22 protein-coding genes are annotated in these 25,135 nt (G+C 67.9%); 10 read left to right on the top strand and 12 right to left on the bottom strand.

Translation table 11 applies throughout. The features are described from left to right. Positions 1-46: 46 nt before the first annotated feature. Both ACTJI6_RS14415 and ACTJI6_RS14410 read right to left on the bottom strand, forming a co-directional pair. Positions 47-1,291, bottom strand: a complete 1,245-nt coding sequence (locus tag ACTJI6_RS14415) for a hypothetical protein (protein WP_440801650.1) — start codon at positions 1,289-1,291, stop codon at positions 47-49. A gap of 32 nt (positions 1,292-1,323) precedes the next feature. Beyond that, positions 1,324-2,469 (bottom strand): UDP-galactopyranose/dTDP-fucopyranose mutase family protein, encoded by a 1,146-nt coding sequence (locus ACTJI6_RS14410; protein ID WP_440801648.1) that lies wholly within the window; start codon positions 2,467-2,469, stop codon positions 1,324-1,326. A gap of 163 nt (positions 2,470-2,632) precedes the next feature. Between ACTJI6_RS14410 and ACTJI6_RS14405 the strand changes: the two genes are divergently transcribed. Continuing rightward, entirely contained in the window at positions 2,633-3,538 is a 906-nt protein-coding gene (locus tag ACTJI6_RS14405; protein ID WP_440801646.1) for a DUF4422 domain-containing protein, read from the top strand. Further along, positions 3,535-4,440, top strand: coding sequence for a glycosyltransferase family 2 protein (locus ACTJI6_RS14400; protein WP_440801645.1), 906 nt, complete (start codon positions 3,535-3,537; stop codon positions 4,438-4,440). Before ACTJI6_RS14405 ends, ACTJI6_RS14400 begins: the two co-directional genes overlap by 4 nt. A 6-nt stretch (positions 4,441-4,446) precedes the next feature. Here the strand turns inward: ACTJI6_RS14400 and ACTJI6_RS14395 are convergent, their stop codons facing one another. Next, positions 4,447-5,199: an ABC transporter permease gene (locus ACTJI6_RS14395; RefSeq protein WP_126156318.1), complete on the bottom strand. Its 753-nt coding sequence runs from the start codon at positions 5,197-5,199 to the stop codon at positions 4,447-4,449. Between the two features lie 162 nt (positions 5,200-5,361). Here ACTJI6_RS14395 and ACTJI6_RS14390 point away from each other — a divergent pair, with 162 nt between their 5' ends. Next, a complete protein-coding gene (locus ACTJI6_RS14390) occupies positions 5,362-6,843 on the top strand; it encodes a capsule biosynthesis protein (RefSeq protein ID WP_440801643.1) in 1,482 nt (493 codons plus the stop codon). Positions 6,844-6,846: 3 nt separating this feature from the next. After that, positions 6,847-7,524, top strand: a complete 678-nt coding sequence (locus tag ACTJI6_RS14385) for an ABC transporter ATP-binding protein (protein ID WP_440801642.1) — start codon at positions 6,847-6,849, stop codon at positions 7,522-7,524. Between the two features lie 211 nt (positions 7,525-7,735). Here ACTJI6_RS14385 and ACTJI6_RS14380 read toward each other — a convergent pair whose 3' ends face one another. From ACTJI6_RS14380 to ACTJI6_RS14360, 5 genes are all read right to left on the bottom strand, one after another. Beyond that, positions 7,736-8,716 carry a hypothetical protein gene (locus ACTJI6_RS14380; RefSeq protein WP_440801639.1) on the bottom strand — a complete coding sequence of 327 codons (981 nt, stop codon included), beginning with the start codon at positions 8,714-8,716 and terminating at the stop codon, positions 7,736-7,738. Between the two features lie 104 nt (positions 8,717-8,820). Next, positions 8,821-11,898, bottom strand: a complete 3,078-nt coding sequence (locus tag ACTJI6_RS14375) for an efflux RND transporter permease subunit (RefSeq protein WP_440801636.1) — start codon at positions 11,896-11,898, stop codon at positions 8,821-8,823. Next, positions 11,895-13,028: an efflux RND transporter periplasmic adaptor subunit gene (locus tag ACTJI6_RS14370; protein WP_440801634.1), complete on the bottom strand. Its 1,134-nt coding sequence runs from the start codon at positions 13,026-13,028 to the stop codon at positions 11,895-11,897. Before ACTJI6_RS14370 ends, ACTJI6_RS14375 begins: the two co-directional genes overlap by 4 nt. A 111-nt stretch (positions 13,029-13,139) precedes the next feature. After that, the gene (locus ACTJI6_RS14365; protein ID WP_440801633.1) at positions 13,140-13,526 is read right to left on the bottom strand and encodes a type II toxin-antitoxin system VapC family toxin; all 387 of its coding nucleotides are present in this window, start codon (positions 13,524-13,526) and stop codon (positions 13,140-13,142) included. Further along, on the bottom strand, positions 13,523-13,768 hold the full coding sequence (locus tag ACTJI6_RS14360) for a type II toxin-antitoxin system Phd/YefM family antitoxin (RefSeq protein WP_126156359.1): 246 nt from the start codon (positions 13,766-13,768) through the stop codon (positions 13,523-13,525). The genes ACTJI6_RS14365 and ACTJI6_RS14360 overlap by 4 nt, the downstream gene beginning before the upstream one ends. Before the next feature lie 207 nt (positions 13,769-13,975). On the opposite strand from ACTJI6_RS14360, the gene ACTJI6_RS14355 reads away from it, so the two are divergent. Further along, on the top strand, positions 13,976-14,605 hold the full coding sequence (locus ACTJI6_RS14355; protein WP_440801629.1) for a DsbA family protein: 630 nt from the start codon (positions 13,976-13,978) through the stop codon (positions 14,603-14,605). A 105-nt stretch (positions 14,606-14,710) separates the two neighbouring features. Next, positions 14,711-15,214 carry a L,D-transpeptidase family protein gene (locus ACTJI6_RS14350; RefSeq protein WP_126156357.1) on the top strand — a complete coding sequence of 168 codons (504 nt, stop codon included), beginning with the start codon at positions 14,711-14,713 and terminating at the stop codon, positions 15,212-15,214. 45 nt (positions 15,215-15,259) lie between these two features. On the opposite strand, the gene ACTJI6_RS14345 is transcribed toward ACTJI6_RS14350, so the two are convergent. The 3 genes from ACTJI6_RS14345 to ACTJI6_RS14335 are packed head-to-tail and all read right to left on the bottom strand — an operon-like array spanning position 15,260 to position 17,804. After that, positions 15,260-16,045 (bottom strand): MetQ/NlpA family ABC transporter substrate-binding protein, encoded by a 786-nt coding sequence (locus ACTJI6_RS14345; RefSeq protein ID WP_440801627.1) that lies wholly within the window; start codon positions 16,043-16,045, stop codon positions 15,260-15,262. 33 nt (positions 16,046-16,078) lie between these two features. Continuing rightward, positions 16,079-16,753, bottom strand: coding sequence for a methionine ABC transporter permease (locus ACTJI6_RS14340; RefSeq protein ID WP_440801625.1), 675 nt, complete (start codon positions 16,751-16,753; stop codon positions 16,079-16,081). Then, positions 16,743-17,804 carry a methionine ABC transporter ATP-binding protein gene (locus tag ACTJI6_RS14335; RefSeq protein ID WP_440801623.1) on the bottom strand — a complete coding sequence of 354 codons (1,062 nt, stop codon included), beginning with the start codon at positions 17,802-17,804 and terminating at the stop codon, positions 16,743-16,745. Before ACTJI6_RS14335 ends, ACTJI6_RS14340 begins: the two co-directional genes overlap by 11 nt. A gap of 146 nt (positions 17,805-17,950) precedes the next feature. On the opposite strand from ACTJI6_RS14335, the gene ACTJI6_RS14330 reads away from it, so the two are divergent. After that, positions 17,951-19,111, top strand: a complete 1,161-nt coding sequence (locus tag ACTJI6_RS14330) for an acyltransferase family protein (protein ID WP_440801621.1) — start codon at positions 17,951-17,953, stop codon at positions 19,109-19,111. Here the strand turns inward: ACTJI6_RS14330 and ACTJI6_RS14325 are convergent. After that, positions 19,108-19,392, bottom strand: a complete 285-nt coding sequence (locus ACTJI6_RS14325; RefSeq protein ID WP_440801618.1) for a hypothetical protein — start codon at positions 19,390-19,392, stop codon at positions 19,108-19,110. The two genes, ACTJI6_RS14330 and ACTJI6_RS14325, sit on opposite strands and share 4 nt — an antisense overlap. A 485-nt stretch (positions 19,393-19,877) precedes the next feature. Here ACTJI6_RS14325 and ACTJI6_RS14320 point away from each other — a divergent pair, with 485 nt between their 5' ends. The 3 genes from ACTJI6_RS14320 to xrtE all read left to right on the top strand — a co-directional run bounded on the left by ACTJI6_RS14320 (position 19,878) and on the right by xrtE (position 25,089). After that, complete coding sequence (locus tag ACTJI6_RS14320) at positions 19,878-23,051, top strand: SdrD B-like domain-containing protein (RefSeq protein ID WP_440801616.1); 3,174 nt, start codon at positions 19,878-19,880, stop codon at positions 23,049-23,051. Positions 23,052-23,194: 143 nt separating this feature from the next. Then, positions 23,195-23,380, top strand: coding sequence for a VPEID-CTERM sorting domain-containing protein (locus ACTJI6_RS14315; RefSeq protein ID WP_440801615.1), 186 nt, complete (start codon positions 23,195-23,197; stop codon positions 23,378-23,380). Positions 23,381-23,469: 89 nt separating this feature from the next. Further along, positions 23,470-25,089 carry an exosortase E/protease, VPEID-CTERM system gene (xrtE, locus tag ACTJI6_RS14310; RefSeq protein ID WP_440801614.1) on the top strand — a complete coding sequence of 540 codons (1,620 nt, stop codon included), beginning with the start codon at positions 23,470-23,472 and terminating at the stop codon, positions 25,087-25,089. Positions 25,090-25,135 lie beyond the last annotated feature (46 nt).

Genomic DNA, 25,135 nt, shown 5'->3' with positions numbered 1-25,135 from the left:
AGACCCGCCGCAAGGGCTTGTCCACAACAGGTCAATCAGCTGATATTTATTGATTATTCCTGGCGCTATGGCCTTTTAGCCGCGCAAGCTGCTGGGCCGCGCGGCGGAAATCCGGCGCCTCGGCCAGGGCGGCGCGGTAATTCGCCTCGGCTTGGATGGGCTGGCCCAGTTCCTCGAAGATCAGGCCGCGTTCGAAAAAGCCCTGGGCGGAAAAGGGACCGCCCTTCATGAAGGATTCATGGGCGCGGATCGCCTGGTCGAACTGCCGCGTGTGGCGCAGGAAACGCGCATACAGAAGCTGTATCTCGCGAGAACGGGGCCGGTCCGAGGCATAGGGCGCGATCAGGTCGGCCACGGCGTCAGGGCTGCCGCCCTGTTCGGCGTATTGCGCAAGCGCGCGGATCACCGCCACGCTGACCGCCGCCGTCGGCTTTTCCGCCACCACGGCGCGGATCATCGCGGCCGCCCGGTCAAACCGGCCGGCCTCGGCGATGGCGCCGGCGTAATCCAGCCGCAGGGGCAGGTCGCCCGGAAACCTGTAGAGGCCGTATCGCAGCACCAGCCGCCGCAGCAACTTGTGGCGCGACATCGCGCGGGCCAGCTCGGCGATGTAATAGCTGTTCTGCCTCATGGACGACCGGACAAGGGCCTGGACCCCGGCGATATCGACCTGGGGTTCGAACAGCATCCGGGTGACGCTGCCTAGGATCCCGCCATTGTTCAGGAACCGGAACACCATGTGGCCCGCACGCGGGGTCAGGATGACCTGGACGGGACAAGCCGCCTTCAGGTCCGCGACATGGCCCCGGTCCGGCCCCTTCGGGTCATAGACGCAGATCACCCTGGTCTTTGCGGGAATCCGGGGTGCCAGGTCGGCTGCGGATCTGCCCCCGATCAGCCCCTGGTAGTCGGCGATCCAGCGGCGGTCCTTGTCGGGATGGATATTGGCCACCGGCGCCATCAGCACCAGCCGGTCCGCGTCCAGGGCCGCGGCCGAGATCAGCGCCCCATAGGATCCCATCGAGAAGCCGTAGAGGATCACATGGGCATAGGGCCGGATCGCATCCGCCACCGCGTCCAGGCAGGCCGCGAAATCCCCTCCCACATACCAGTCGTTCGTCAGCGACCGGATGCAGCAGAAGGCGTGGGGGGACTTGGCCAGCATCGCCTCGCCCGAGAATCCCGCCGGGGGCGGTTCCTTGCGTTCGGCGAAGGACACCACCACCGTGTTCGCCTTGCGATGGCAGACAAAGGCCTCGTGGGTGGGGCTGGCGAACAGCGTCGTCTTCATGGCGCGGCCCTGGGTCGTCATCCGTCAGGCCGTCACAGCGGGGCATGGACGAAGGCCGCGGGGCTGCGGCCCTGCGCCGCGCGGGCCAGGAAGTCGCGGCCCGTGTCCAGGGCCTCGCGGATGGTCACGTCCATGTCCAGATAGCGATAGGTGCCCAGACGCCCCACGAAGGTGACGCCCGGCGTCGCCTGGGCCAGGCGGACGTAATCCTCCAGCAGGGCTTTTTCCCGGACCAGGCGGATCGGGTAATAGGGGATGTCGTCCGGCCCCGCCGCGCGGCTGAACTCGCGATAGCAGACGCTGCGCTCATGCGTTTCCCAGGGCGAGAAATGCTTGTGTTCGGTGATGCGGGTGTAAGGCACCTCGCGGTCGCCATAGTTCATGACCGCGCAGCCCTGATAGTCGCCGTCGTAATCGAATCGTTCGAAGTCCAGGGTGCGGTATCCCAGCCGCCCCAGGCGATAGCCGAAGAATCCGTCCAGCGGCCCGGACCAGAAGACATGGTCGTATTGCCCGGCCATCGCCGGGTCGTAGGGGGTGCTCAGGTCGGTCGCGATGCCGGGATGGTCCAGGATCGCCCGGATCATCGCGGTATAGCCCTCGCGCGGCATCCCCTGGAAACGGTGGAAGAAATAGTTGTCGTCATAGTTGAACCGCACCGGCAGCCGCCGCAGGATGCTGGCGGGCAGGTCGCGCGGGTCGCAGCCCCACTGCTTTTCGGTATAGCCCTTGAAGAAGGCCTCATACAGGTCCGGCCCCACGAAGCGCAGGGCCTGTTCCTCGAAATTTTGGGGATCGGCGATGCTGGTGTCGGCCTGGCATTCCAGGAAGGCCCGCGCCTCGTCCGGTCGCAGGGTCCGGCGGAAGAACTGGTTGATGGTCAACAGGTTGATGGGCAGCGAATAGACCGCGCCCCGGGATGTCGTCTTCACGCGGTTCTGGAAGGGCAGGAAATCGGCGAAGCGGTTCACATAGTCCCAGACCTCGGCATCGTCGGTGTGGAAGATGTGGGGACCATAGACATGCATCATCACGCCGGTCGCGGCGTCGCGTTCGGTATGGCAGTTGCCGCCCGCATGATCGCGGCTGTCGATGACATGGCAGTCGTGGCCCGCCTGGGCCAGGGTTCTGCCGATGACTGCGCCGGACAGACCCGCGCCGACCAGAAGTATCCTCATGCGAACTGTCCTTGCCTTTCCGGCCCCGCCCCGCCTGTCCGGCCATCCTGCGGGGGATTTACGCCGTTCCGGGCGGGCAGGGCAATCGCCCGCGGCCTCTCGACTTTGCGGGCGGGGGTTTGCTAACGCTGCAAACGGCAGCGCAGGCAGGATCCCGGACGCGATGACATTCCCCCCTTTGCAATCCCTGCCGGATGCCCGCGTCTATGTCGCCTATCACGATGCCCGCCCGGTCCTGGAAGGCCGTCACCTGGTGCCGATCCAGGTCGGCCGGGCCCTGTCGGGAATGCTTCTGCCAGGAGTGCTGGGCGACGATACGGGCGACAGCATATCCCGCCTGAATCCCGCCTATTGCGAGTTGACGGCCCATTACTGGGCCTGGCGGAACGATCCCTCGGGCGGCCCCATCGGCTTGATGCATTACCGGCGGCTGTTCGACCTGGGCTGCCGCCTGCCGGCCCGCAGCCATCCCGAACGCCATGTCGCCGGGTTCGATGCCCGGATCTATGCCGCGGACGTCGCCCGCCATTTCGCCACGGCAGGGGTGGAACTGGTCGTGCCGCGCCCGATCCGCCTGCGCCGCAGCCTGGCCCGGCAATACGAGCGATGCCACCGCCCCGACGAATTGCGCGCCATGCGGGATGCGGTGGCCGACCGCCATCCGGATTTCCGGCCCGCCCTGGACCGGGCCTTGCAGGGAAACCGGCTGCTTCTGGGCAACATGTTCATCATGCCGCGCCCGGTCCTGGACCATTACAGCCCGCTTCTGTTCGACATCCTGCGCGCGACCGGGGACCGGCTGGCCGGGCGGGACGGGCCGCCCGGCTATCAGGCGCGCTATCCGGGGTTCCTGGCCGAACGGATCCTGACCGCCTATGTGCTGGGCGGCTACGCCCGGGCGGCTTTCCCGGATCTGCGCGTGCAGCACCGGGGGATTCTCAACATCGACACGACCGTCCCGACGGGGGCGGGCTGGCTGCGCCTGGCGCGGCTGTGCCTGGAGGGCCGCATCGGCATCCGGGACGCGCTGCGGCTGAAATCCTCGGGGCGCGGGGCTGACCGGCCATGACCGTGACGATCCTGCTTGCGACCCGCGACGGCGCCGCCTTCCTGCCCGGCCAGCTCGACAGCTATCTGGGCCAGACGCTGCCGGACTGGAGGCTGCTGGCAAGCGACGACGGATCGCGCGATGCCACCCCCGCCATCCTCGAGCGGTTCCGCCGCGACCATCCCGGCCGCGTCACCCTGACCCAGGGTCCGGGGACGGGGGCGGCGGCGAATTTCCTGTCGCTGATCCGGGCCGCGCCCGATGCCGACCACACCGCCTTTTCCGATCAGGACGACCTGTGGCTGCCGGGCAAGATCGCCCGTGCCGTGGCGATGCTGGGGCGGGTTCCGGGGGACCGGCCCGCGCTTTACGCCAGCCGGGTGACGGTCTGCGACCGGTCGCTGCGGCCCCTGCGCCTGTCGCCCGCCCCGGACCGCCCGCCGGGCTTTCGCAATGCCCTGGTCCAGAACATCCTGCACGGCCACAGCATCGTCATGAACCGCGCGGCCACCGCGCTGCTGCGGCAGGCAGCGGCGCGCGGGCCGGATGTGGTGATGCACGACTGGTGGGCCTATCAGGTCGTCACGGGCGCGGGTGGGCGGATCGTCTTCGACGGCGAAAGCCACGTCCTTTACCGCCAGCATGGCGGCAATGCCGTGGGCGCTAGCCAGGGCCTTGGCGCGCGCCTGCGTCCCCTGATCCTGCGGCGGCAGGCGCATTGGATGACCGCCAACCTGGCGGCCTTGGCGCAGGCCGCCGACCTGCTGGCCCCGGATCGCCGCGCGCTTCTGGACCGGCTTTGCGCGGCGCGGGCGGCGGGCCGGGCGGCATTCGCGGCGGCCTGCTGGCGCGAAGGTCTGTGCCGCCAGGGACCGGGCGGGCGCCTTGCCCCCGCCTTGGCCGCGCTGGCCGGGCGGCTGTGACCGGGATCAGCGTTCCAGCAGCCGCTTGTAATTGCGTTCCAGCAGCATCAGCCCCAGGACGAACAGCACCACCGACACGCCGATCACGTAACCGGGGCTGAGATAGTCGCCCTGATAGGTCGGATACATCCCCTGGCGCATCATGCCGATGCAATGGATCAGCGGGTTGTACCACAGGATGTTCTGGGCCTGCGGGGGCATCATCCCGTACAGAAAGAAGATCCCCGACATCAGGAACAGCGGCCGGGTCAGGATCGACCAGATCCGTTCCCAGACCGGAAAGGCCGTGGACAGATAGCAGTTCAGCGTGCCCACCCCCGTGGCCAGGATGGTGACGCACAGCAGGGTCTTGAAGATGGCGGACAGGTCGAAGACCACCGGCAGTTGATAGATCGTCACGATCGAGGTCAGCACGATCGCCATGATCGCCGTATGGGTCAGGGCGTTCAGAAGGATCCGGGCGATCAGGATGTCGACGAAGGTGACGCTGGGATAGGCCAGGAACGGCCGCGAGAAGCGGATCGCGCTTGCGACCTTGCCCGAGATGTCGTTGAACATCAGGAAAGGCAGCAGCCCGCTGGCATAGAACAGCGGAAAGTTCGTGCCCAGGCCAGGCCGGGCCAGGGTCAGGCTGAAGATCACCGACAGCAGCGCGATCCCCAGGATCGGCTCTAGGATCGCCCACAGATAGCCGCCCGCCGACCGGCCATAGGTGGTGGCCATCTCGCGCAGCATCAGCGCCATGATGATGCGCGGCATCTGGAAGCGGGGTCCGGGGCGGGACGGCCGCTGGGGGGCCGGCCCCTGGGGAGGGTGAATCTTGGAAGAAATGCCGGACATGTGAATGCAGATGCTGGTCTGTGCGGCCGACACTATGTAACAACTGCCGCCAAAAGGCAAACCAGCGAAAGCATTCCGGCTGTGAACACCCCACCCACCGCGACCGGAGGCAAGGCCGATCAGCAGGCGGCCCGGACCCCGGAACAGCCCGATCCGGCGCAGGCCGCCGCCCCCGAAACCCCGGACACGGTCCTGCGCAGGCCGTTCCAGGGGCCGGGACTGGCAAGCCAGGTCCAGACCGCCAAGTCGGCCAGGCCGCTGACCCGGCTGGCCACGGTCAAGGCCGACCCGGTGGCCCGGCCTGCCGCCACGGCTGCGGCCGCCCCCCGCAACCTGACCCAGCTTCCGACGCGGACCCTGCCCACGCAGCCGGCCACAAGGCCCGCTCCCAGCCTTCCGGCCCGCCCGGAACCGCCCGCGCCTCCGCCGCTTCGCGCCCCCGCCGCGATGGCCCAGCCCCGGCGGCGGCACTGGCTGATGCTGGCATCCTTCCTGCTGATGGTGGTCCTGCCAAGCCTGGCCTGGGCCTGGTATCTGTGGACCCGCGCGGATGACCAGTATGTGTCCAGCGTCGGATTTTCGGTCCGCCAGGAACAGATCACCCCCTCGATCGATCTTCTGGGCGGGCTGATGCCCTTTGCGGGCGGCGGCGGCGCCTCGGACACGGACATCCTTTACGAATACATCCGCAGCCAGGACATGGTCGAGAAGATCGACGACCAGCTGGATCTGCGCAGCCGCTTTTCCCGCAGCTGGCCGGATGATTTCATTTTCGCGCTGAACCCGGACGATCCTGTCGAGGATCTGACCAAATACTGGCAGCGCCAGGTCAAGGTTCTGTATGACGGCAGTTCGGGGCTGATCACGCTGAATGTCAGCGCCTTCACCCCCGAGGATGCCCAAGCCATCGCTGCCGCGGTCCTGCAGGAAAGCTCCACCAAGATCAACGAGCTATCGGCCATCGCCCGCGACGACGCCACCCGGCTGGCGCAACAGGAGCTGGACAAGATCCGCGCCGAGCTGACCGCAACCCGCCAGGCGATGACGGATTTCAGGATGCGGACCCAGATCGTCGATCCGCAGGCCGACCTGACCAGCCAGATGGGTGTGCTGACCGGCTTGCAGGGCGAACTGGCCGAGGCGCTTGTGGCCCATGACCTGCTGATCGAGAACGCCCCCCTGACCGATCACCGGGTGATCCAGTCCCAGCAGAAGATCGACGCCCTGCGCCGCCTGATCGACAGCGAACGGGGCAAGTTCGGGGCCGCCGGCGCGGGACCGGAAGGCGAAAGCTATTCGCAGATGATGGCCGAATACGAAAGGCTGGCCGTGGACCGCGAATTCGCCGAAGGCGCCTATCGCTCGGCCCGCATCGCCTATGAAACCGCCCTGGCCGAGGCGCGGCGCCAGTCGCGCTATCTGGCCGTCCATATCCAGCCCAAGGTGGCCCAAAGCTCGACCGAACCGCACCGGCCCTGGCTGATGTTCGTGGTGGCGGGCCTGCTGCTGACCGGCTGGTCGATCCTTGTCCTAGTCTATTACAGCATCCGCGACCGCGGCTAGGCCATGATCCGGCTGGAGAACCTGACCAAGATCTATCGGCTGAAGGGCCGCCGCACGGTCGTCGCCGACAACCTGAACGCGGTCTTTCCGACCGGCTCGTCGGTGGCGCTGCTGGGGCGCAACGGCGCAGGCAAGTCCACACTGCTGAAGATGATCGCGGGTACCGTCTCGCCCACGCGGGGGCGGGTGCTGTCAAGCGGGACGATTTCTTGGCCCGTGGGTTTCGCAGGCAGTTTCCATGGCGAACTGACGGGGGCGCAGAACGTGCGCTTCGTGGCCCGGATCTATGGCGTCGATACCGACGAACTGGTCGATTACGTCGCCGATTTCGCCGAACTGGGCCACCATTACCACCAGCCCTTCATGAGCTATTCGTCCGGGATGCGGTCCCGGCTGGCGATGGGCACCAGCATGGGCATCCATTTCGACACCTATCTGGTGGACGAGGTGACCAGCGTGGGCGACGCTGATTTCCGCGCCAAGTCGCAACGCGTCTTCCAGGACCGGATGAGCAAGTCAAGCGCGGTGGTGGTCAGCCACTCGATGCCGATGGTGCGGCAGATGTGCACCATGGGCGCGGTGCTGGAACACGGGCACCTGTCGGTCTACGATAATCTGGAAGACGCCATCGCCCATCACGAGTCGATCATGCGCGCCCCGGTCAACACGCCGGGGGATTAGGATCGAGGCCCGATCCCGGCAACCATTATATGATGGGTCGATTGAGCCTCGATCTTGGGGCACGGGGCCACAGTCGGGCATGTTTCCGGGCAGGAATCTTCAATCTCGATAAGGTGTCCTTATCGGGGATATTTTACAGCCTGCGGCTGTCGGCCGGTGATCCGCACTTGGCGGCCACGCTGCGGCTGTATCGACACTACTGCCCTTTCCTCTACACCTTCGCCGCCCACAGCCGGAACCGCCGCGCGCCGGTGATTTCCCGCACCAGCCCCATGGTCCGCATCCGCGACAGCAGGCGCTCGGCGGTGTCGCGGCTGATGCCTGCCAGATCCTCGACCCCTGCGGTATGCAGGACCGGATGGGCGGCCAGGGCGGCGATGATGCGGGCGGGGTTCCGGCCCTTGATCGCGGCGGTGGCATCCTGCGCGGCCTGCGCCCAGGCGGACAGGCGGTCCAGCGTCCGGGCCGCGTCCTCGGCGCCCTGGGCCACCGCCGCCAGGTGCCGCGACAGGCGGCGTTCCGGCGGGCCGCCATCGGCCCAGACCGCCCGGCCGTGGCGGCCCAGCGGCAGGAAGGCCAGACCGGGTGCTGCGCGGGCCATGTCGCGGGCGGCCCAGACCGCGCCCTCGATCGCGGCGGCCTCGGGGGACAGATCCGCCAGCCGCCACAGCATCCGGGCGGCGGGGGCGCGGGCCAGGGGGTGCAGGCCCGACAGCGCCGCCATCGCCGCCAGGAAATCCGCCGCCGCCGCGTCGAAGGCCGCGCCTGACGGGCGTTCCGACCAGGTGGCATCCTCTCCGTCCGGGTTGCGGTGCAGGGCCAGGAAATCGCGCAGCCGGGCCGGATCGGACTGGCCTTCCAGGCGCCGCAAGGCCCAGCGGGCCTGGGCCATCGCGGCCAGATCGGTGCCCGCGCGGGCGGCCATGGCGTCCAGGCCGATCTCGTCCCGCGACAGCGGGGTGGCCTGGGCGCGCAGCATCTCCTCGATCTCGATCAGGGCCAGGCGGCGGGTGGCGCCCGCGCGGGTCCTGTCGTCCATCAGGGCCAGCCGCGCCTCCAGCCGGCCGACGGCCAGGGCGGCATGGGCCAGATCCACGGCCAGGGCCGATTGCGCGGCCAGCCAGTCGCCGGGACGGGGCAGGGCGGGATCTCCCTCATCAAGCCCCTGCCAGGAAAGACCGGATTCACGCATATCCGCACCCTAGCGAAGTTCTGCCGGACAACCAAGCTCCTGCATTGGACCTCAAATATCCCGGGGGTCCGGGGGCTGGCCCCCGGCCTTCGCGGGACGCAAGCCTACTCGGCCGCCACCGGCTCTGCCTGAGGGTTGCGGCGCAGCCCCTCGATCAGGACATAGATCACCGGGGTGATCAGCAGCGTCAGCACGAAGGCCAGCGACAGCCCGCCGACGATCACCGCGCCGATGGCCCTGCGGCTTTCCGATCCCGCGCCGGTGGCTGCGGCCAGCGGCACCGCGCCCAGCACGGTGGCGATGGTGGTCATCATCACCGGGCGCAGGCGAGTGACGGCGCCGTCGCGCGCGGCGACGACCAGGGGCCTGCCCTCCTCGCGCAGCTGGTTGGCGAATTCCACGATCAGGATGCCGTTCTTGGCCATGATGCCGATCAGCAGGATCATCCCCACCTGGGAAAAGATGTTCACCGTCCCGCCCGTCAGCCACAGCGTCAGCGCCGCCCCGGCCAGGCCCAGCGGCACCGTCAGCATGATCGTCAGCGGCGTGCGGAAGCTTTCGAACTGCGCGGCCAGCACCAGGAAGACGATCAGCAGCGACATGGCGAAGACCGTGGCGATGCCGCCCGCGCTTTCCAGGTAATCCCGCGCCTGGCCTTCCCAGGCCAGCACCGCCCCGGCGGGCATGTCGGCCATCGCCGCGTCCACCGCCTCCATGGCGCCCGCAAGGTCGGTGCCGGGGGCGATGTCGGCCTCCATCTCGACCGAGATCAGCCGGTCGTAGCGGTTGACCGCCGGCGCGGTGGCCCCGGTGGCGACGCTGGCAAAGGCCGACAGCGGGATCAGGTCGCCCCGGTCGTTGCGCAGGAACACCGCCAGCATGTCCTGGACGGAATCGCGATCCTCGGGCGAGGCTTGCAGGATCACCGGATATTGCCGCCCGTCGCGGGTGTATTCGCCGACGCTGCGGGATGCGAACAGCACTTGCAGGGTCTGGGCGATGGTCTCGGCCGACAGGCCCAGATCCTGGGCGCGGTCGCGGTCGATCGACAGGCTGGCGCCCGGCTGGTTGGCGGAATAGCCGACCTCGACCGAGGCCAGGCGCGGGTCTTCCGCCAGCCGGGCGGCCAGGTCGTCCGACCATGCGGCGGTGCGCGCCAGATCCGGCCCGCCCAGCATCCAGCGGATATTGCCCTGCCCGCTGCCCAGGCCCAGCCCCCCCGCCGCGCGGATGAAGGTTTCCGCTTGGGTGATGCGGGCCAGCTGCGGGCGCAGCGTGTCGATGACCTCGTCCACGCTGACCTCGCGATCCTTCCAGTCGGCCAGGTTCACGAACAGCAGCGACCGGCGCAATTCGCCCCAGGTGCCGACGATGGTGGTCACGTTGGTGACGGTGCCGTCGGCGCGCAGGGGTTCCAGCAGCGCCTCGACCTGGCGGGCGGCCGCGTCGGTATAGGCCAGGTTCGATCCCTGCGGCGCGGTCACGGTGATGCGGATCTGGCCGCGATCCTCGGGCGGGGTCAGTTCGCGGGGCAGGTGCTGATAGAGCGCGAAGGCCCCCGCCATCAGGAAGGCGGTCACCGCCAGGATCGGCACCGGCCGGGCGATCAGCCGGTCCAGGACGGCGCCATAGGCCCGCTCCAGCCCGCCGATCATGCGGTTCACCCCACGCGTCAGCAGATTCGGGCGTTCCTCGCGCGGCATGATCTTCGCGGCCAGCACCGGCGACAGGGTCAAGGCCACCAGAGCGGATACCGCCACCGCCACCGCCAGCACGATGCCGAATTCGGCGAACAGCTTGCCGATCTCGCCCTCCATGAAGCTGACCGGCACGAAGACCGCGATCAGTACGGCGGTGGTGGCAATGACGGCGAAGCTGACCTGGGCCGATCCGTCGCGGGCGGCGTCCAGGCGCGACTTGCCCATGGCGCGGTGCCGCTGGATGTTTTCCAGGACCACGATGGCGTCGTCCACGACCAGGCCGATGGCCAGGATCAGCGCGAACAGCGTCAGGATGTTGATGGAAAAGCCCAAGGCGCCCATCGCCAGCCCGGCGCCAAGCGCGGAAATCGGGATCGTCACCACCGGGATCATCGACAGCCGCAGCGATCCTAGGAACAGGAAGATCACCGCGATCACCAGGCCCACCGCCTCGGCGAAGACCTTCAGCACCTGGCTGATCGAGCTTTCGATGAACACGGCCTCGTCGGCGGTGATGTCCAGGGCCATGCCCGGCGGCAGGGTCGGGCGGATCCGCTCCAGCTCGGCCCGGACCGCCTGAGAGATGGCGACGGTATTGGCCTGGGCCTGCGGCTGGATGCCCATGCCCAGCGAAATCACCCCTTTGGCGCGAAAGATGGATTCCCGCTGTTCGGGGCCTTCCTCGATGCGGGCCACGTCGCCCAGGCGCAGCGGGCGGCCGGTGCCGTTCTGGCCTCCTCCGTCGCGGATCACCACCTGGCGGAAGGTTTCGGGGCTGGAAAACCGGGTCTGGGCCAGGACCTGCAACTGCCGGGCGCCGGTCTCGATCTCGCCTGCGGGCAGTTCGATGTTGTTGGCCTGAAGCGCCGCGATGATGTCGCCCGTGGTGATGCCCAGGGCGGCCATGCGCGACTGGTCCAGCCAGATCCGCATGGCGGGCGACCGGGCGCCGAAGGTCGCGGTGTTGGCCACCCCCGGCAGCCGGGCGAAGCGGTCCACCAGGAAGCGGGTGGCGTAGTCCGACAGTTCCAGCGGCGTCATCGCCGGGCTGGACAGCGACAGCCGCACCACCGGGTCGCCCTCGCTGTCGTTCTTGTCCACGCGCGGCCGTTCGGCCTCGTCGGGCAGGCGGCCCACCACGCGTTCGACGGCGTTGCGCACGTCATTGGCCGCAGAATCGATGTCGCGGCCGGATGAGAAGGTCAGCACCGTGCGCATCCGGCCGCGCTCGGATTCCGTGGCCATGGCGGTGACGCCGCTGACGCCCGCAAGCGCGCCCTCGATCACGGATGCGACCTGGCTGTCCACCACGTCGGGGGCGGCGCCGGTGTAATCGACGCGGACCGTCACCTCGGCGGCCTCGATCCGGGGCAGCTCGCGCACCGGCAGGCGCGACATGGCGACCGCGCCGATCAGCACGATCAGCAGGTTCAGGACCGTGGCCGTCACCGGGCGGCGCAGGGACAGGTCGGGCAGGCTCATCCGCCGCTTCCCGATGCCGGGGCGGGGGCTTGGACAGGCGCGGGCACGGGCGCGGCATCCACCCGGCGTTCCTGGGCCACGGGTTCGATGGCGGTGCCGTCGGACAGGCGGTGCAGGTTCGTCACGATCACCCGCGCCGAGGGGTCCAGTCCCGACACCACCTCGACCAGCCCGTCCTGCTGCTGGCCGGTGACGATCTCGACCTGGCGCGCGGCGCCGCCTTCGGCCAGCATGACCAGCACCCGGTCGCCTTCGACCGTCTGGGCGTTTTCCGGGATCGCCGGGCGCTGCCGTTCGTCCAGCACCAGCCGGGCCTGCAGGAACATGCCGCCCGCAAGCGCCCGGTCGTCATTGGGGATTTCCGCGCGCAAGGCCAGGCTGCGGGTCGCCGCGTCGACGCGGCTGTCGATGCGGCTGATCCGACCCTGGAAGACCCGCCCCGGCCAGGCGGCGGATGTCAGCTCGACCCGCTGGCCGGATGCCAGGCGGGGCAGCAGGGTCTCGGACACGCTGAAATCGACCTCGATTACCGACAGGTCGTCCAGGCTGGCGATGGGCGTGGCGGTGTCGATCACCTGGCCTTCGACCAGGTCGGACAGACCCACCACGCCCGCGAAGGGCGCGCGCAGGCTGCGGTCCTCAAGCGCGATCCGGGCGCGGTCGCGTTCGGCCTCGGCGCGCAGCAGGGCGGCGCGGGCGGTCTGATAGGCGGCGTCGGACGCGCTGCCCGAGCGGTTCAGGCTTTGCTGACGGTCGAAGGCGGCCTGCGCCTCGGCCAGGGTGGCGTCGGCGGCCTTGAGATCGGCCTGCTCCGCGCGGTCGTCCAGTTCCAGCAGCACCGCGCCCGCCTCGACCCGGTCGCCGGGCCGGAAGGCGATGCGGCTGATCCGGCCGCTGGATTCGGCCAGCAGATCCACGGCCTGGCGGGCGCGGGCGGTGCCCACGGCGGTGACGGCATCGGCGAAGGTGACGATCCGGGGGGCGATGGTTTCCACCCGCAGGGGGGCGGTGCCGCCCTGGACGGCCTGGGCGGGTTCGGGGGCGGCCAGCAACCGTTCGGTCAGATACAGCCCCCCCAAGGCGGCGGCCCCGATCACGACCAGTCCCAAGACGGCCTTCACCGCGCGCATCTTCGCTCCTTCACCCCAGCCAGGCGCCTGATTCCAGAACAACCGATCAGGCCCAAAGGGACAACCCATATCGGCCCGGTCCCGGATATGTGAAGTTCGTAAACGAATGTTTCAGACGGCGCGGATCGGGCCGGGATAGCGTGCGACGCGGGCATCGGCGGTTAGCAGCAGCATCCCCTCGGCCAGGGCCTGCGCGACCAGAATGCGGTCGAAGGGATCGGCATGGATGGCAGGCAGGCCCCCCAGCCCCAGGCAGTGCCGCCCGGCGATCGGCAGTTCGGCGTAATCGTTGGCCAGAAGCCCCGCCCGCAGCACGCCCGGATCGACGCGGAAATCCGGCCGATCCAGGGCGCGCTTGATCGCCACCTCCCAGATCGAGGCGGCCGAAAACCACAGGCTGTTGGCGGGATCGGCGATCATTGCCGCCGCATCCTGGGACAGCCGGTCCGGCCTGAACGCCGCCCAGAGCAGCAGATGCGTGTCCAGAAGCAGGTTCATGCGGCGGGATCGGGGCCTTCGAACAGGGCGCGGATGCCGTCTGCGCCGATGTCGTCGAAATCCTCGGGGATCTGGGCCTGGCCAGCCAGGAAGCCCAGGCGGCGCGGGGCCTCGGCTTCGATCATCGTGACCTTGACCAGGGGCTTGCCCGCCCGCGCGATCACGAAAGGCTCGCCCCGCACGGCATCCTCGACCAGGCGGGACAGGTGGGTCTTGGCCTCGTGGATGTTCACAGTCTTCATGGGGCGGCCTTTGCCTGGTCCAATGAACTTAGTCAAGCAAGGCAACTCGGTCAAGAAAGGCGGGGCGCATGGCAGGGGAATCATGGCAGGGGAATCATGGCAGGAAATGCGCAATGTTTACACATTGCGGCATTGTGACCGGCCGGGCGTTCCTTTCGGCCCCGGCCCCGGCTTAGGTGGGGCCGTCCCTTCCGAAAGGCCCTGCCCATGATCCCCCGCCGCCTTGTCCTGTCCGGTGCCGCCGCCTGCGGGATGGCCGCCGCCCTGCCGCTGCGTGCGGCCGACCGCCCCAACCCGATGCCCGAGGAACTGCGCGCCGCCCTGGAACGCGACCCGACCGCGCCGGTGCTTGGCAACCCGGACGGCGACATCACCCTGTCGGTGTTCTTCGATTACAACTGCCCGCATTGCCGCAAGATGGTCGGGCCGATCCAGGCGCTGATCGCCTCGGATCCGAACCTGCGGGTGGTTTACCGCGAATGGCCGGTCTTCGGCGAGGGATCGGATTTCGCCGCCCGCGCCTCGCTGGCCTCGCTGGAGACGGGGAAATACTGGCGGTTCCACGCCGCCCTGATGGCGATGCGCGGCCGGGCCGAGGAAACCAGCGTGATGCGCGTGGCCCGCCAGACCGGCCTGGATCCGGCCGCGCTGCGCCGGGGGATGGAGGCCGAGCCCGTGACCCGCCATATCGCGCTGTCCTTCCAGCTGGCCGAACATATGGGCCTGATGGGCACGCCCACCTTCATCGCGGGCGACGAGGCGGTCTTCGGCGAACAGTCCCGCGCCGACCTGGCCGCCCTGGTCGCGCGCGGGCGGCGGACGCTGGGCCTGGGCTGAGGCGGCGATTTTCCCTGACGGGCGGGAATAACCCCGTCCCGTCCCTCGTATCCCTTTCGACCGGCGGCAACGGCCGGGTTTCGAACAAGCGGAACGAGGGACATCATGAAACGGGCGCTTTGCGCAGCCATTCTGCTGACCGCCTTGCTGGGATCGCCCGCCGCGGCGACTGTCGATCCGGCGGGACCGGAAGGCGGGCTGAAGATCACCCAGCTTCTTTTGGACAAGTCGTCGCGGACGCTCTATCTGTTGCAGGGCAGGCGGGCGGTGCGGTCCTACAGCGTCGATCTGGGCGCCAATCCGGCGGGACACAAGCAATACCGGGGCGACGGCCGCACGCCCGAGGGGCTTTACTACATCACCCACCGCAATCCCCGGTCGAGCTTCTTCCTGTCGCTGGGGATTTCCTATCCCAACGACCGGGACCGGGCGCGGGCGCGCGCCCTGGGCCGCGATCCGGGCGGCGACATCTTCATCCACGGCCGCGGCGCCCGCGTGCAGAACCCGCCGCGCGACTGGACGCGCGGCTGCGCCGCCGTCACCGACGACGAGATGGCCGAGATCTTCGCCCTCGTCCCGCCGGGCACGCCGATCTTCATCAAGCCGTGAAAAAAGGCCGCAGGGCTGTCCCGCGGCCTTCGGCTTGCGCCCGCCTTACCAGCTGGTCAGGACCGAGCCGTCGTATTTTTCCTCGATGAAGGCCTTCACCTCGGGGCTGTGATAGGCTTCGACCAGCTTCTTCGCCCAGTCCTGGGTCTCGTCGCCCTTGCGCACCACGATGATGTTCACATAGGGGCTGTCGGCCTTTTCCATGGCGATGGTGTCGGTATTGGGGTTCAGGCCCGCCGCCAGCGCATAGTTGGTGTTGATGACCGAGGCGTCGGTATCGGCCAGCGACCGGGGCAGCTGCGCCGCGTCCAGTTCCAGGAATTGCAGGTTCTTGGCGTTTTCGGTGATGTCCAGCGGCGTCGGCACCAGGCCGGTGCCCTCGGCCAGGGTGATCAGGCCCAGATCCTGCAGGATCAGCAGCGCGCGCCCGCCATTGGTGGGATCGTTGGGGATGCCGATCCTGGCGCCCTCGGGTAGGTCGGCGATGTCCTTCAGCTTGTCGGAATAGATCCCCATCGGCGTGGTGATGGTGGTGGCGATCTCGACCAGGTCGAAGCCGCGATCCTTGATCTGGTTTTCCAGATAGGGGCGGTGCTGGAAGCTGTTGGCCTGGATGTCGCCGTCGGCAAGCGCGGTGTTCGGGATCACATAGTCCGAGAACTCCACCACCTCGATGGTCAGGCCCATCGGTTCGGCGACCTTGGCGACCTCTTCCATGATCTCGGCATGTTCGCCGGGCGAGACGCCGACCTTGATGTCTTCGGCCATCGCGGGGGCCATCGCGGCGGCCGACAGGGCCAGGGCGGAAGTCAGGGTCAGAATGCGCAGCATCGGAGGGGTTCCTTTCTTGTCTGCGAAGAAGATTCAGTGGCCCCGGTTGCGGGGCGCGCGCTTGTCGAAGCGGGCGGCGATCCATTCGCCGATGGATTGGACCAGCTGCACCAGCACGATCAGCACGACGACGACCGCCAGCATCACCTCGGGCATGAAGCGTTGGTAGCCGTATCGGATGCCCAGGTCGCCCAACCCCTCGCCGCCCACGGCGCCGACCATGGCGGAATAGCCGATCAGGCTGACCACGGCCAGCGTCAGGCCCAGGGCGATGGCCGGGCGCGCCTCGCGGATCAGCACCTTGGCGATGATCTGCAGGGGGGTTGCGCCCATGGCGCGGGCGGCCTCGATCAGGCCGGCATCGACCTCGCGGATGGCGTTTTCGACCAGGCGCGCGATGAAGGGGATCGCCGCCAGCGTCAGCGGCACGATCGCGGCATCGGTGCCGATGGAGGTGCCGACGATGGCGCGGGTCAGCGGGATGATCGCCACCACCAGGATGATGAACGGCACCGACCGGGTGGCGTTCACCACCAGCCCCAGCACCTTGTTCAGCCAGGGCGCCGACAGCAGTTCGCCCCGCTGCGACACCGCCAGGAACACCCCCAGCGGCAGGCCGAACAGCGTGCCCAGCACGGTCGAGGCCGCGACCATGTACAGCGTCTGCAAGGTCGCTTCGTAAAGCAGCGCGATCAGGTTAGCGGACATAGCCCAGCACCTTTGTCAGAAGCCCGTGGCGTTCCAGATAGGCCCGCGCCTGCGCCCCCCGGTCCGCATCGACCGAGATCAGCAGGTTGCCGAAGGGATGGGGGCCGACCTCCTCGATGGCGCCGGCCAGGATGTTGCTGGCGATGCCCTGTTCGACCGCCAGCCTGGACAGCATCGGATCGGTGGCGTGGGCGCCCGCGAAGGTGACGCGGATGATTTCCTGCGCGGGGCCGTCGGGGCGCTGTTCCAGCATCCGCCCGGCGATGAAGCCCGGCAGCGTCAGCCCGGTGACGCCGCCCAGGAAGGATTGCGTGGTCGGATGGGTGGGGTTGGTGAAGATGTCGTAGGTCGGGCCGCTTTCGACGATCCGGCCCCCTTCGATCACCGCCATGTGGCTGGCGATGTCGCGGACCACGGCCATCTCGTGGGTGATCAGCAGGATCGTCAGGCCCAGGTCGCGGTTGATGTCGGCCAGCAGCCGCAGCACCGTCTGCGTGGTCTCGGGGTCCAAGGCGCTTGTCGCCTCGTCCGACAGCAGCACCTTGGGACTGGTGGCAAGGGCGCGGGCGATGCCCACGCGCTGCTTCTGCCCGCCCGACAGTTCCGCCGGATAGCGGCCCTCCAGCCCCCGCAGGCCAACCCGGTCGATCAGGTCGGCCACGCGGGCGCGGATCGGCCCGGCGGGCGTGCCCGCGATCTCCAGCGGCAGGGCGATGTTTCCGGCCACCGTGCGGGACGCCAGCAGGTTGAAATGCTGGAAGATCATCCCGACCTCGCGCCGGACCCTGCGCAGCGCCGCGCCGCGCGCCCGGCCCACGTCATGGCCCGCCACGGTGACGGTGCCCGTGGTCGGGCGCTCCAGCCCGTTGACCATCCGCAGCAGCGTCGACTTCCCCGCCCCCGACCGGCCGATGATGCCGCAGATCGCGCCGGGTTCCACCGCCAGCGTCACGGCGTCAAGCGCATGGACCGGGACGCCGCCCAGCCCGGCGAAGGCCTTGCCCACCCCGTCGAAGCGGATCGCCGCGTCAGTCGCGGTGCTGCCGGTCATTCATTCGTCCTTGCCTGCCTGTGGCGCCTGTCCTTGCCGGGGTTGCCTCAATCACCGGCAGGACGCAAGCCTTCGGGTCGAAACCGCATGGCCTTGCGCCCCGCCCTCGGATAATTTGGAACGATGTTTGCGCAGGTTGATCGTCGATGAGTGTTTCCTTCCCCGCCTCAGGCCGCCCGGACGCGATCCCGTCTGCCCACCGGGCCTATCTGGACCGGCGCTATTTCCTGTCGCTGAACGGGCTGCGGTTCCTGTGCATCGTGGCGGTGATGTGGCACCACGCCCCGGCGAAAGAGCTGGTCGATGGCGCGCAGATCCTGCTGCGCGGCTTCGTGGGGGTGGATTTCTTCTTCGTCCTCAGCGGCTTCCTGATCACCACCCTGTTGCTGCGCGAGGAACGGCGCAACGGCCGGATTTCCCTTGCGGGCTTCTATCGGCGCCGCGCGCTGCGCATCCTGCCGGTCTATCTTCTTCTGGTGACGGCGATCTCTGCCTATTGGATCGGGGTGAAGGGGCAGCAGGATCTGATCGGGCTTGTGCCTTATTACTACGCCTTCCTGGCCAATTTCCTGAAGGGCGACATTCCCCTGCTGTCGATCACCTGGTCCCTGTCGGTCGAGGAACAGTATTACCTGATCTGGCCCGCCCTGCTGGTCCTGCTGCCCGCCCTTGTCCGGCTGCGGGCGGGCCTGCTGGCCGTCCTGATCGGCATCTGCCTGCTGGCGATGCTGGGGCTGGCCGAATGGCTGGGGCTGCCGCGCCTGGAAACCCGCCATGCCGTCTTCGTCCTGCCGGGCATGTCCTACATGGCGATCCTGTGCGGGTCGCTGACCGCGCTGCTGCTGGACGACCGGGCCGGGTTCCGCCCGCTGTGGCGGTTGTGCGGCTGGCGGGGGGCGCCGCTGGCCTGGTTCGCGGCCCTGGCGCTGTATCTTCAACTGACGCCCGAATCCCTGCTGGGCTGGCCCACCCTGGGTATGGACATGCTGATGGCGCTGTGCCTCGCCTCGCTTGTGGTGCGCGAGGATCACATCCTGCGCCCGGTCATGACCCTGGCCCCCGTGGCCCGCGTCGGAGAGATCAGCTATGGCCTTTACCTGTATCACCTGATCGGGCTGCATATCGCCAACGAAGGCCTGCGCGCCGCGGGCCTGGCCGGGCCGGGGGCGCAATGGGCGGCCACCCTTGTCTATCCGCTGGTCTCGGTCGTGCTGGCCGAAGCCAGCTTCCGCTGGTTCGAGGGATTCTTCCTGTCGCTGAAATCCCATGACGGTTCCGGCAGGGGCAAGCCCGCCCCAAGCCCCTAGGGCCGGTCCCTTCGCCGACGCGTCTTGCCGCGGGCCCAGGCCCCTGCAGGCAACAGGGCGTCGTTATGCTGGCGCAATCGCCTCCTGGACGGTGACAGGCGCAGCAGCAGGCCGGTCGCGGCGCGCAGCAGGGTGATCGCCAGCAGGCCCAGCAGCAGCCCCGCCCAGCCGCCGCCGGCATAGCCCAGGGCGATCCCCCAGAAGGACGCGCCCTGCATCCACTGGACGGCGGCCCCCGTCACGGATCCGGCCAGAATCAGGATCAGCACCACGACGATCATGGCGCCGCCGGGCGGGAAAGGGGTCTTGCGCCTTGCGCGGAGGAAACCATCGGCACATGCGCCTTGTCAGTTGAGGTCGGGCCGATCCTTCGCGCCGGTCGTCCTGGGATGGAACGGCCCACCCAGGCATCAACCGGCGGTCGGCCCCGTGATTCGGGTAATGAAGCCAGCATTGCAACCAATGGTTGACATCCCGTAAAGTGCCCCACATCCGATCACGAAAGCGTTAACCGTGCCTTACAACCCTGGCTTGTGTATTTCCGAGAATTAACCTTAACGCCGGGTTTTTCCACCGGAAATTTTGCTTTGCGGCATAAGATTTCGTGGAATTGATAAAGTTTTATCGGTATCACTTTCGCAAGATTATGGGTCGGGGGCGGTCTTGCCAGAAAGGCGGATTTGACAGGGCGTGATGCACGCGTCCCTGTCCCTTGACGACTCGTGTCTTGTGTTCGTCCCCGTCGGGGCAAATCGGGAAAAGTGTCATGAGTTACTATTACAAGAAATACGAATGGTCGGCGTTCACCGAGGCCGACCTGCTGAAGAACGGCAAGAACGGCTGCGACTTCGGCAAGGGCGACAGCTTCGTCGCCGGGTCGCCCACCACGACCATGTCGACCTATGACAACGATTCCAAGCTGTCCGGCGGCGATTGCTGGTGGTGGCAGACCTATGCCGAGGACAGCTCGGGCCAGGACGGCTATGTCAACGGCTGCCGCGTCGGCTGCCAGATGTATGCCGAACAGTACCACACCCTGAAAGGGTCCGACGGCAAGACCTATTACCTGCTGGAAATCAAGATCGAGGGTCATGATTCCGCCGGCGCCGGCAACGGCTATTTCACCTATTACGGCGCTCAGCCCCCGGCCGGCACCACCCTGACCGTGACCGGCACCTGCAGCGTGGACGGGTCGTGGATCGACTATTCCTGCCTGGGCGCAGGCAAGACCGCCCCCCCGAACACGCCCCCGACCTTCACCAACATCCCCGCCAACGGCATCTTCTGCGTCAACGAGAACACCAAGCTGGTGATCGACCTGAACGCATCCGACAAGGATTGCGACGCGCTGTCGTTTTCCATCGCGGGCGGGGCCGACGGCTCGAAATTCACCATCGACGCCAAGACCGGCGTGCTGTCCTTCGTGACCGCGCCCGACTATGAAAAGCCGACCGACAGCGACGGCAACAACAGCTACAAGGTGATCGTGCAGGTCGCCGACGGCAAGGGTGGCGTCACCGCCAAGGAACTGACCGTCAACGTCTGCGACGTCAAGGAAGACGCGCCCAAATGCGTGGTCATCGAAGCCGAGGACATGAAGCTGTCCTGCTATACGGTGAAATGCGCGACCTCGGCCTCGGGCGGGGAATACATCTCGCTGGCAAGCTCGTATTTCGGGGCCAGCGGCAGCGCCTCGACCACCTTCGCGGGCGCCTCGGGCCAGTACGACCTGGCGCTGCGCTATTGGGACACCACCGGCGACGGCAACATCAAGGTCTATGTCAACGGCACCCTGGCCGGGACCGTGCGCCTGAACGCCAATGACAGCGCCTGGCACGACATCACCCTGGAAGACCTGAACCTGAAGAAGGGCGATGTCATCACCCTGAAGGGCGACGGGAAAAGCTGCGAAACCGCGATCATCGACAAGCTCAAGATCTGCCCGTCCGAACCCGAGCCGGTCAAGCCGGGCGCCCTGGAAGGCCGTGTCTTCGTGGATGCCAACAAGGACGGCATCGACAACGGCGAAGCGGGCGTGGGCGGCGTGACCGTCCAGCTGCTGAACGCGGCGGGCACGGTCGTGGCGACCGTCGTCACCAATGCCGACGGTTCCTATCGCTTCGACGGTCTGACCCAGGGCAACTACTCGGTGGTCTTCCCGACCGAGGTCGACGGCAAGGTCCTGACCGACGCCAACGTGGGCACCAACGACGCCATCGACAGCGACGCCAACGTGACCACCGGCCAGACCGGCAGCTATGCCGTCACCTCGGGCAACATCACCAAGGACGTGGACGCGGGCATCAAGGATCCCGGCACCGCCGCGATCGAGGGCCGCATCTTCGTGGATGCCAACGACAACGCCGTCGACAATGACGAGGCGGGCGTCGCGGGCGTGACCGTCAAGCTGCTGAACGCGGCGGGCGTGGTGATCGCCACGACCGTCACGCAGGCCGACGGTTCCTATCTGTTCGACGGGCTGAACGCGGGCGATTATGTCGTCGAGTTCCCCAAGACCGTGAACGGCCTGGTGCTGGTCAACGCCAATGTCGGCAGCGACGACACCATCGACAGCGACGCCAGCACCGCCACGGGCCGCACCGGCACGATCAGCGTGGATGTGGGCGAAACCTCGGCCGACAACGACGCGGGCCTCAAGGATCCGGCGACGGCCAGCATCGGCAACTTCGTCTTCCTGGACGCCGACAAGGACGGTGTGCAGGACACGGGCGAGGCGGGCGTCGCGGGTGTCACCGTCACGCTGTACGACGCGGCGGGCCTGGCCATCGCCACCACCGTGACCAACGCGGCAGGCGGATACCTGTTCAGCGGGCTGAAGGCGGGCACCTATACCGTGGGCTTCACGGAGAAGGCGGGCTACGACTTCACCACGGCCAATGTCGGCAACGACGCGACCGACAGCGACGCCAATGTCGCGACCGGCCGCACCGCGCCGATCGTTCTGGCCGTGGGCGAGGCGAACCTGACCGTGGACGCGGGCCTGGTGGTCGAGAACGTCGCCCCCGACGCCAAGGACGACGCGGCCGGCACCTGCGCCACCGTCGCCAAGACCGTGGATGTCCTGGCCAACGATACCGACGCCAATGGCGATGCGCTGACCATCACCCATGTGGACGGCCATGCCATCACCGATGGCGGCGCTGCGGTCGACGTGGACGGCGTCTCCGTGTCGCTGGTCGGCGGCAAGCTGGTGATCGACGGATCGGCGGCCTATGCCGACCTGCTGATCGGCCAGAAGGCGCAGCTGGACATCAGCTATACCGTGTCCGACGGCAAGGGCGGCTTCGACACCGCCAACCTGGACATGGACTTCTGCGGCGCCAAGAACACGCTGGACACGATCAAGGCCAGCCTGCCCACGGACGGGACGCTGGTGGTGAACTTCAGCAACACGTTCGACGGCAGCTTCGGAACCGTGACGATTTCGGGCACCGGCGATGACCGCTTTGATGGCCAGTCCTTCGATATCGCCTATTGCGCAGCGGTCTATCTGCCGATCGGAACAGGTGTAAGCGTTCCTTACAACATGTATCTGGCAACCGCAGACTCGGTTCCGACCGGTACCATCCAACATCCGGAAAATCTGGACATGGTGAACTGGATCCTGAACCAGGACTTCGGTTCGAAGAACAACGGCGACGGCGCGGGCCAGACCTATACCGAGGCTGAAATCCAGGGCGCCATCTGGGGCCTGACCGACAACATCGTCTTCGTCAATGCTGGGCAAGGCACCAATGCCAATGCGCAGGAAATCTACAACCTGGCCCTGGCGAATGGCGAAGGCTTCGTTGCAGAGGAAGGCGATATCGTCGGCCTGATCCTGGATCCGACCCCTGCCGCCGAAGCCGCAGGCAACAAGCAGCCCCTGATCATCGGCGTCGAATGGGAAGATCTTGCCCAGGATTGCCTGTGCTACTAACCTCTCCGGGTGTGCCGCCTTCGCGGCGGCACATTCTTCATTCCGGCTGTCCAAGCGTCGGAATCGGGATCGTCGATGGATGACGGTCTTGTTCACAGTATGACGGCGACTTGGACCGCCGTCCGTTTTTCGGAGTTCGAACCATGAAGAAATTTGCTCTTGCCGCTCTGTCGACCGTCGCCGCCAGCAGCGCCGCCTTCGCCAACTTCACCGGCGGTACCCCCCCGACCGCCGTCCCGGAAATCAGCGCCCTGGAAGGCACCGCGGCGATTGCCGCCCTGGCCGCCATCGTTCTGCTGACCTGGGAACGCCGCCGCCGCGCGCACTGATCGCTTGCATTCTAGCGACCTGATGCTTGACAGGCCCGCCCCTTGGCGGGCCTGATCCGTTTTGTTCCCGTCCCTGGTTTCCTGGAAAAATGACCGACAGCCGCGCCCTTCCGTCCCGCCTGCCCGTGGCGCCCCTGGCCCTGGCCGCCCTGCTGATCCTGGCCCAGGTCACGATCATCGGCCTGACCTTCAAGCACGGGATCGAGTTCCGCTGCCTGGACAACTGGCCGCCCCGCGCCTGCCAGACCGCCAGCCGGTCGCTGGCCGCGCTGTATTGCGTGATCGCCGCCGTTGGGCTGTTCGCCCTGCTGCGCCCGGCGCTGTTTCGCGACCTGCTAGCGCGGGCGGGCCATGACATGCGGCCCTTGGGCCTGAACCTGGCGGGCTTCGCCATCGCCATGCTGCCCGCGCTGTTCATGCGCCAGGGCCAGGGCGCGGCGATGCTGGTCCCGGCCTTTGCCGCCTGGATCCTGGGCATGGCGATGATCCTGGGGGGCATTCTGGGCTGGCTGGCGCCGCGCGTCCTGTGGCGGCGGTTCGCGGCCCAGGCGGGCGTCACGCTGGTCGTGGTGATGGCGGCGGGCGCCGCCGCCCCGGTGCTGGCGATGCGGCTGCAACCCCTGTGGCAGCTGGACGGTATCGCCGGGGCGACCTTCAGCGCCGTCCGCTGGCTGGTCGGCGCGCTTGGATACGACGTGATCGCCGATCCGGTGGCCAGGCATATCGGCGCGGACGGATTCATGATCTCGGTCGCGCCGGTCTGTTCCGGGATCGAGGGCATCGCCCTGGTGACGATCTTCGTCACGCTGTATCTGTGGCTGTTCCGCCAGGAACTGCGCTTTCCCCGCGCGCTGCTGCTGTATCCGCTGGGGATCGCCGCCAGTGCGGCGCTGAACGTGGTGCGCATCGCCGCCCTTCTGGTCCTGGGGATCGAGGGGCAGCCCGAGCTGGCCGTGGGCGGGTTCCACAGCCATGCGGGCTGGGTGATGTTCACGGCCGTGGCGCTTGGCATCATCGCCGTCGCGCGCCGGGTGGCCTGGTTCAACCGCGCCCCGGCCCCGGCCGCCGTGTCCGCGCCGCTGCCGCCGCTGCGCCGCGACCCGGTGGCGGCGCGCATCCTGCCCTTCGCGGTCTTCATGCTGACCGCCGTGCTGGCCCCGGCGATCAGCACCAATCCGGCGATGTTCTATCCGATCCGGGTGATCCTGCTGGCGGCAAGCCTGGCCCTGGTCTGGCCGGCGCTGCGGGGGATCGCCTGGCGGATCTCTCCGCTGGCCTGGGTCGCGGGGGCGGGGATCGGCCTGATGTGGGTGGCGATCCCGGTCGCGCCCTCGGACGCGGCGCCGCCTTATGGCGCGCTGACCGGGGCGATGGTGGCGCTGTGGTTCGTGTTCCGCGGCATCGGCACCGTCCTGCTGGTCCCCCTGGTCGAGGAACTGTTCTTCCGCGACTATCTGGAAACCCGGCTGCGCGGCGCGGCCATCGATGCCCCGGCCCCCCTGTGGCGCAATGTGCTGGCCATCGCCGTGACGGCGGGCCTGTTCGCCGCCCTGCACGACCGCTGGGCCGAGGCGTTCGTGGCGGGCGTGGTCTTTTCCCTGCTGGTCCGCCGCACCGGCCGCATCGCCGACGCCATCGCCGCCCATGCGGCCGCGAACCTGATCGTCTTCGCCGTGGCGGCGGCGACCGGGAACCTGGCGATCATCTGATTGTTTTCCGGCCTGCCGGATGCTATCTATCTAGCCAGGAAGCTAG

Origin of the sequence: Paracoccus sp. 22332 (assembly GCF_052045125.1) — a bacterium.
Lineage (GTDB): Bacteria > Pseudomonadota > Alphaproteobacteria > Rhodobacterales > Rhodobacteraceae > Paracoccus > Paracoccus haematequi_A.
This window is presented reverse-complemented; position numbering and strand designations above follow the sequence as displayed.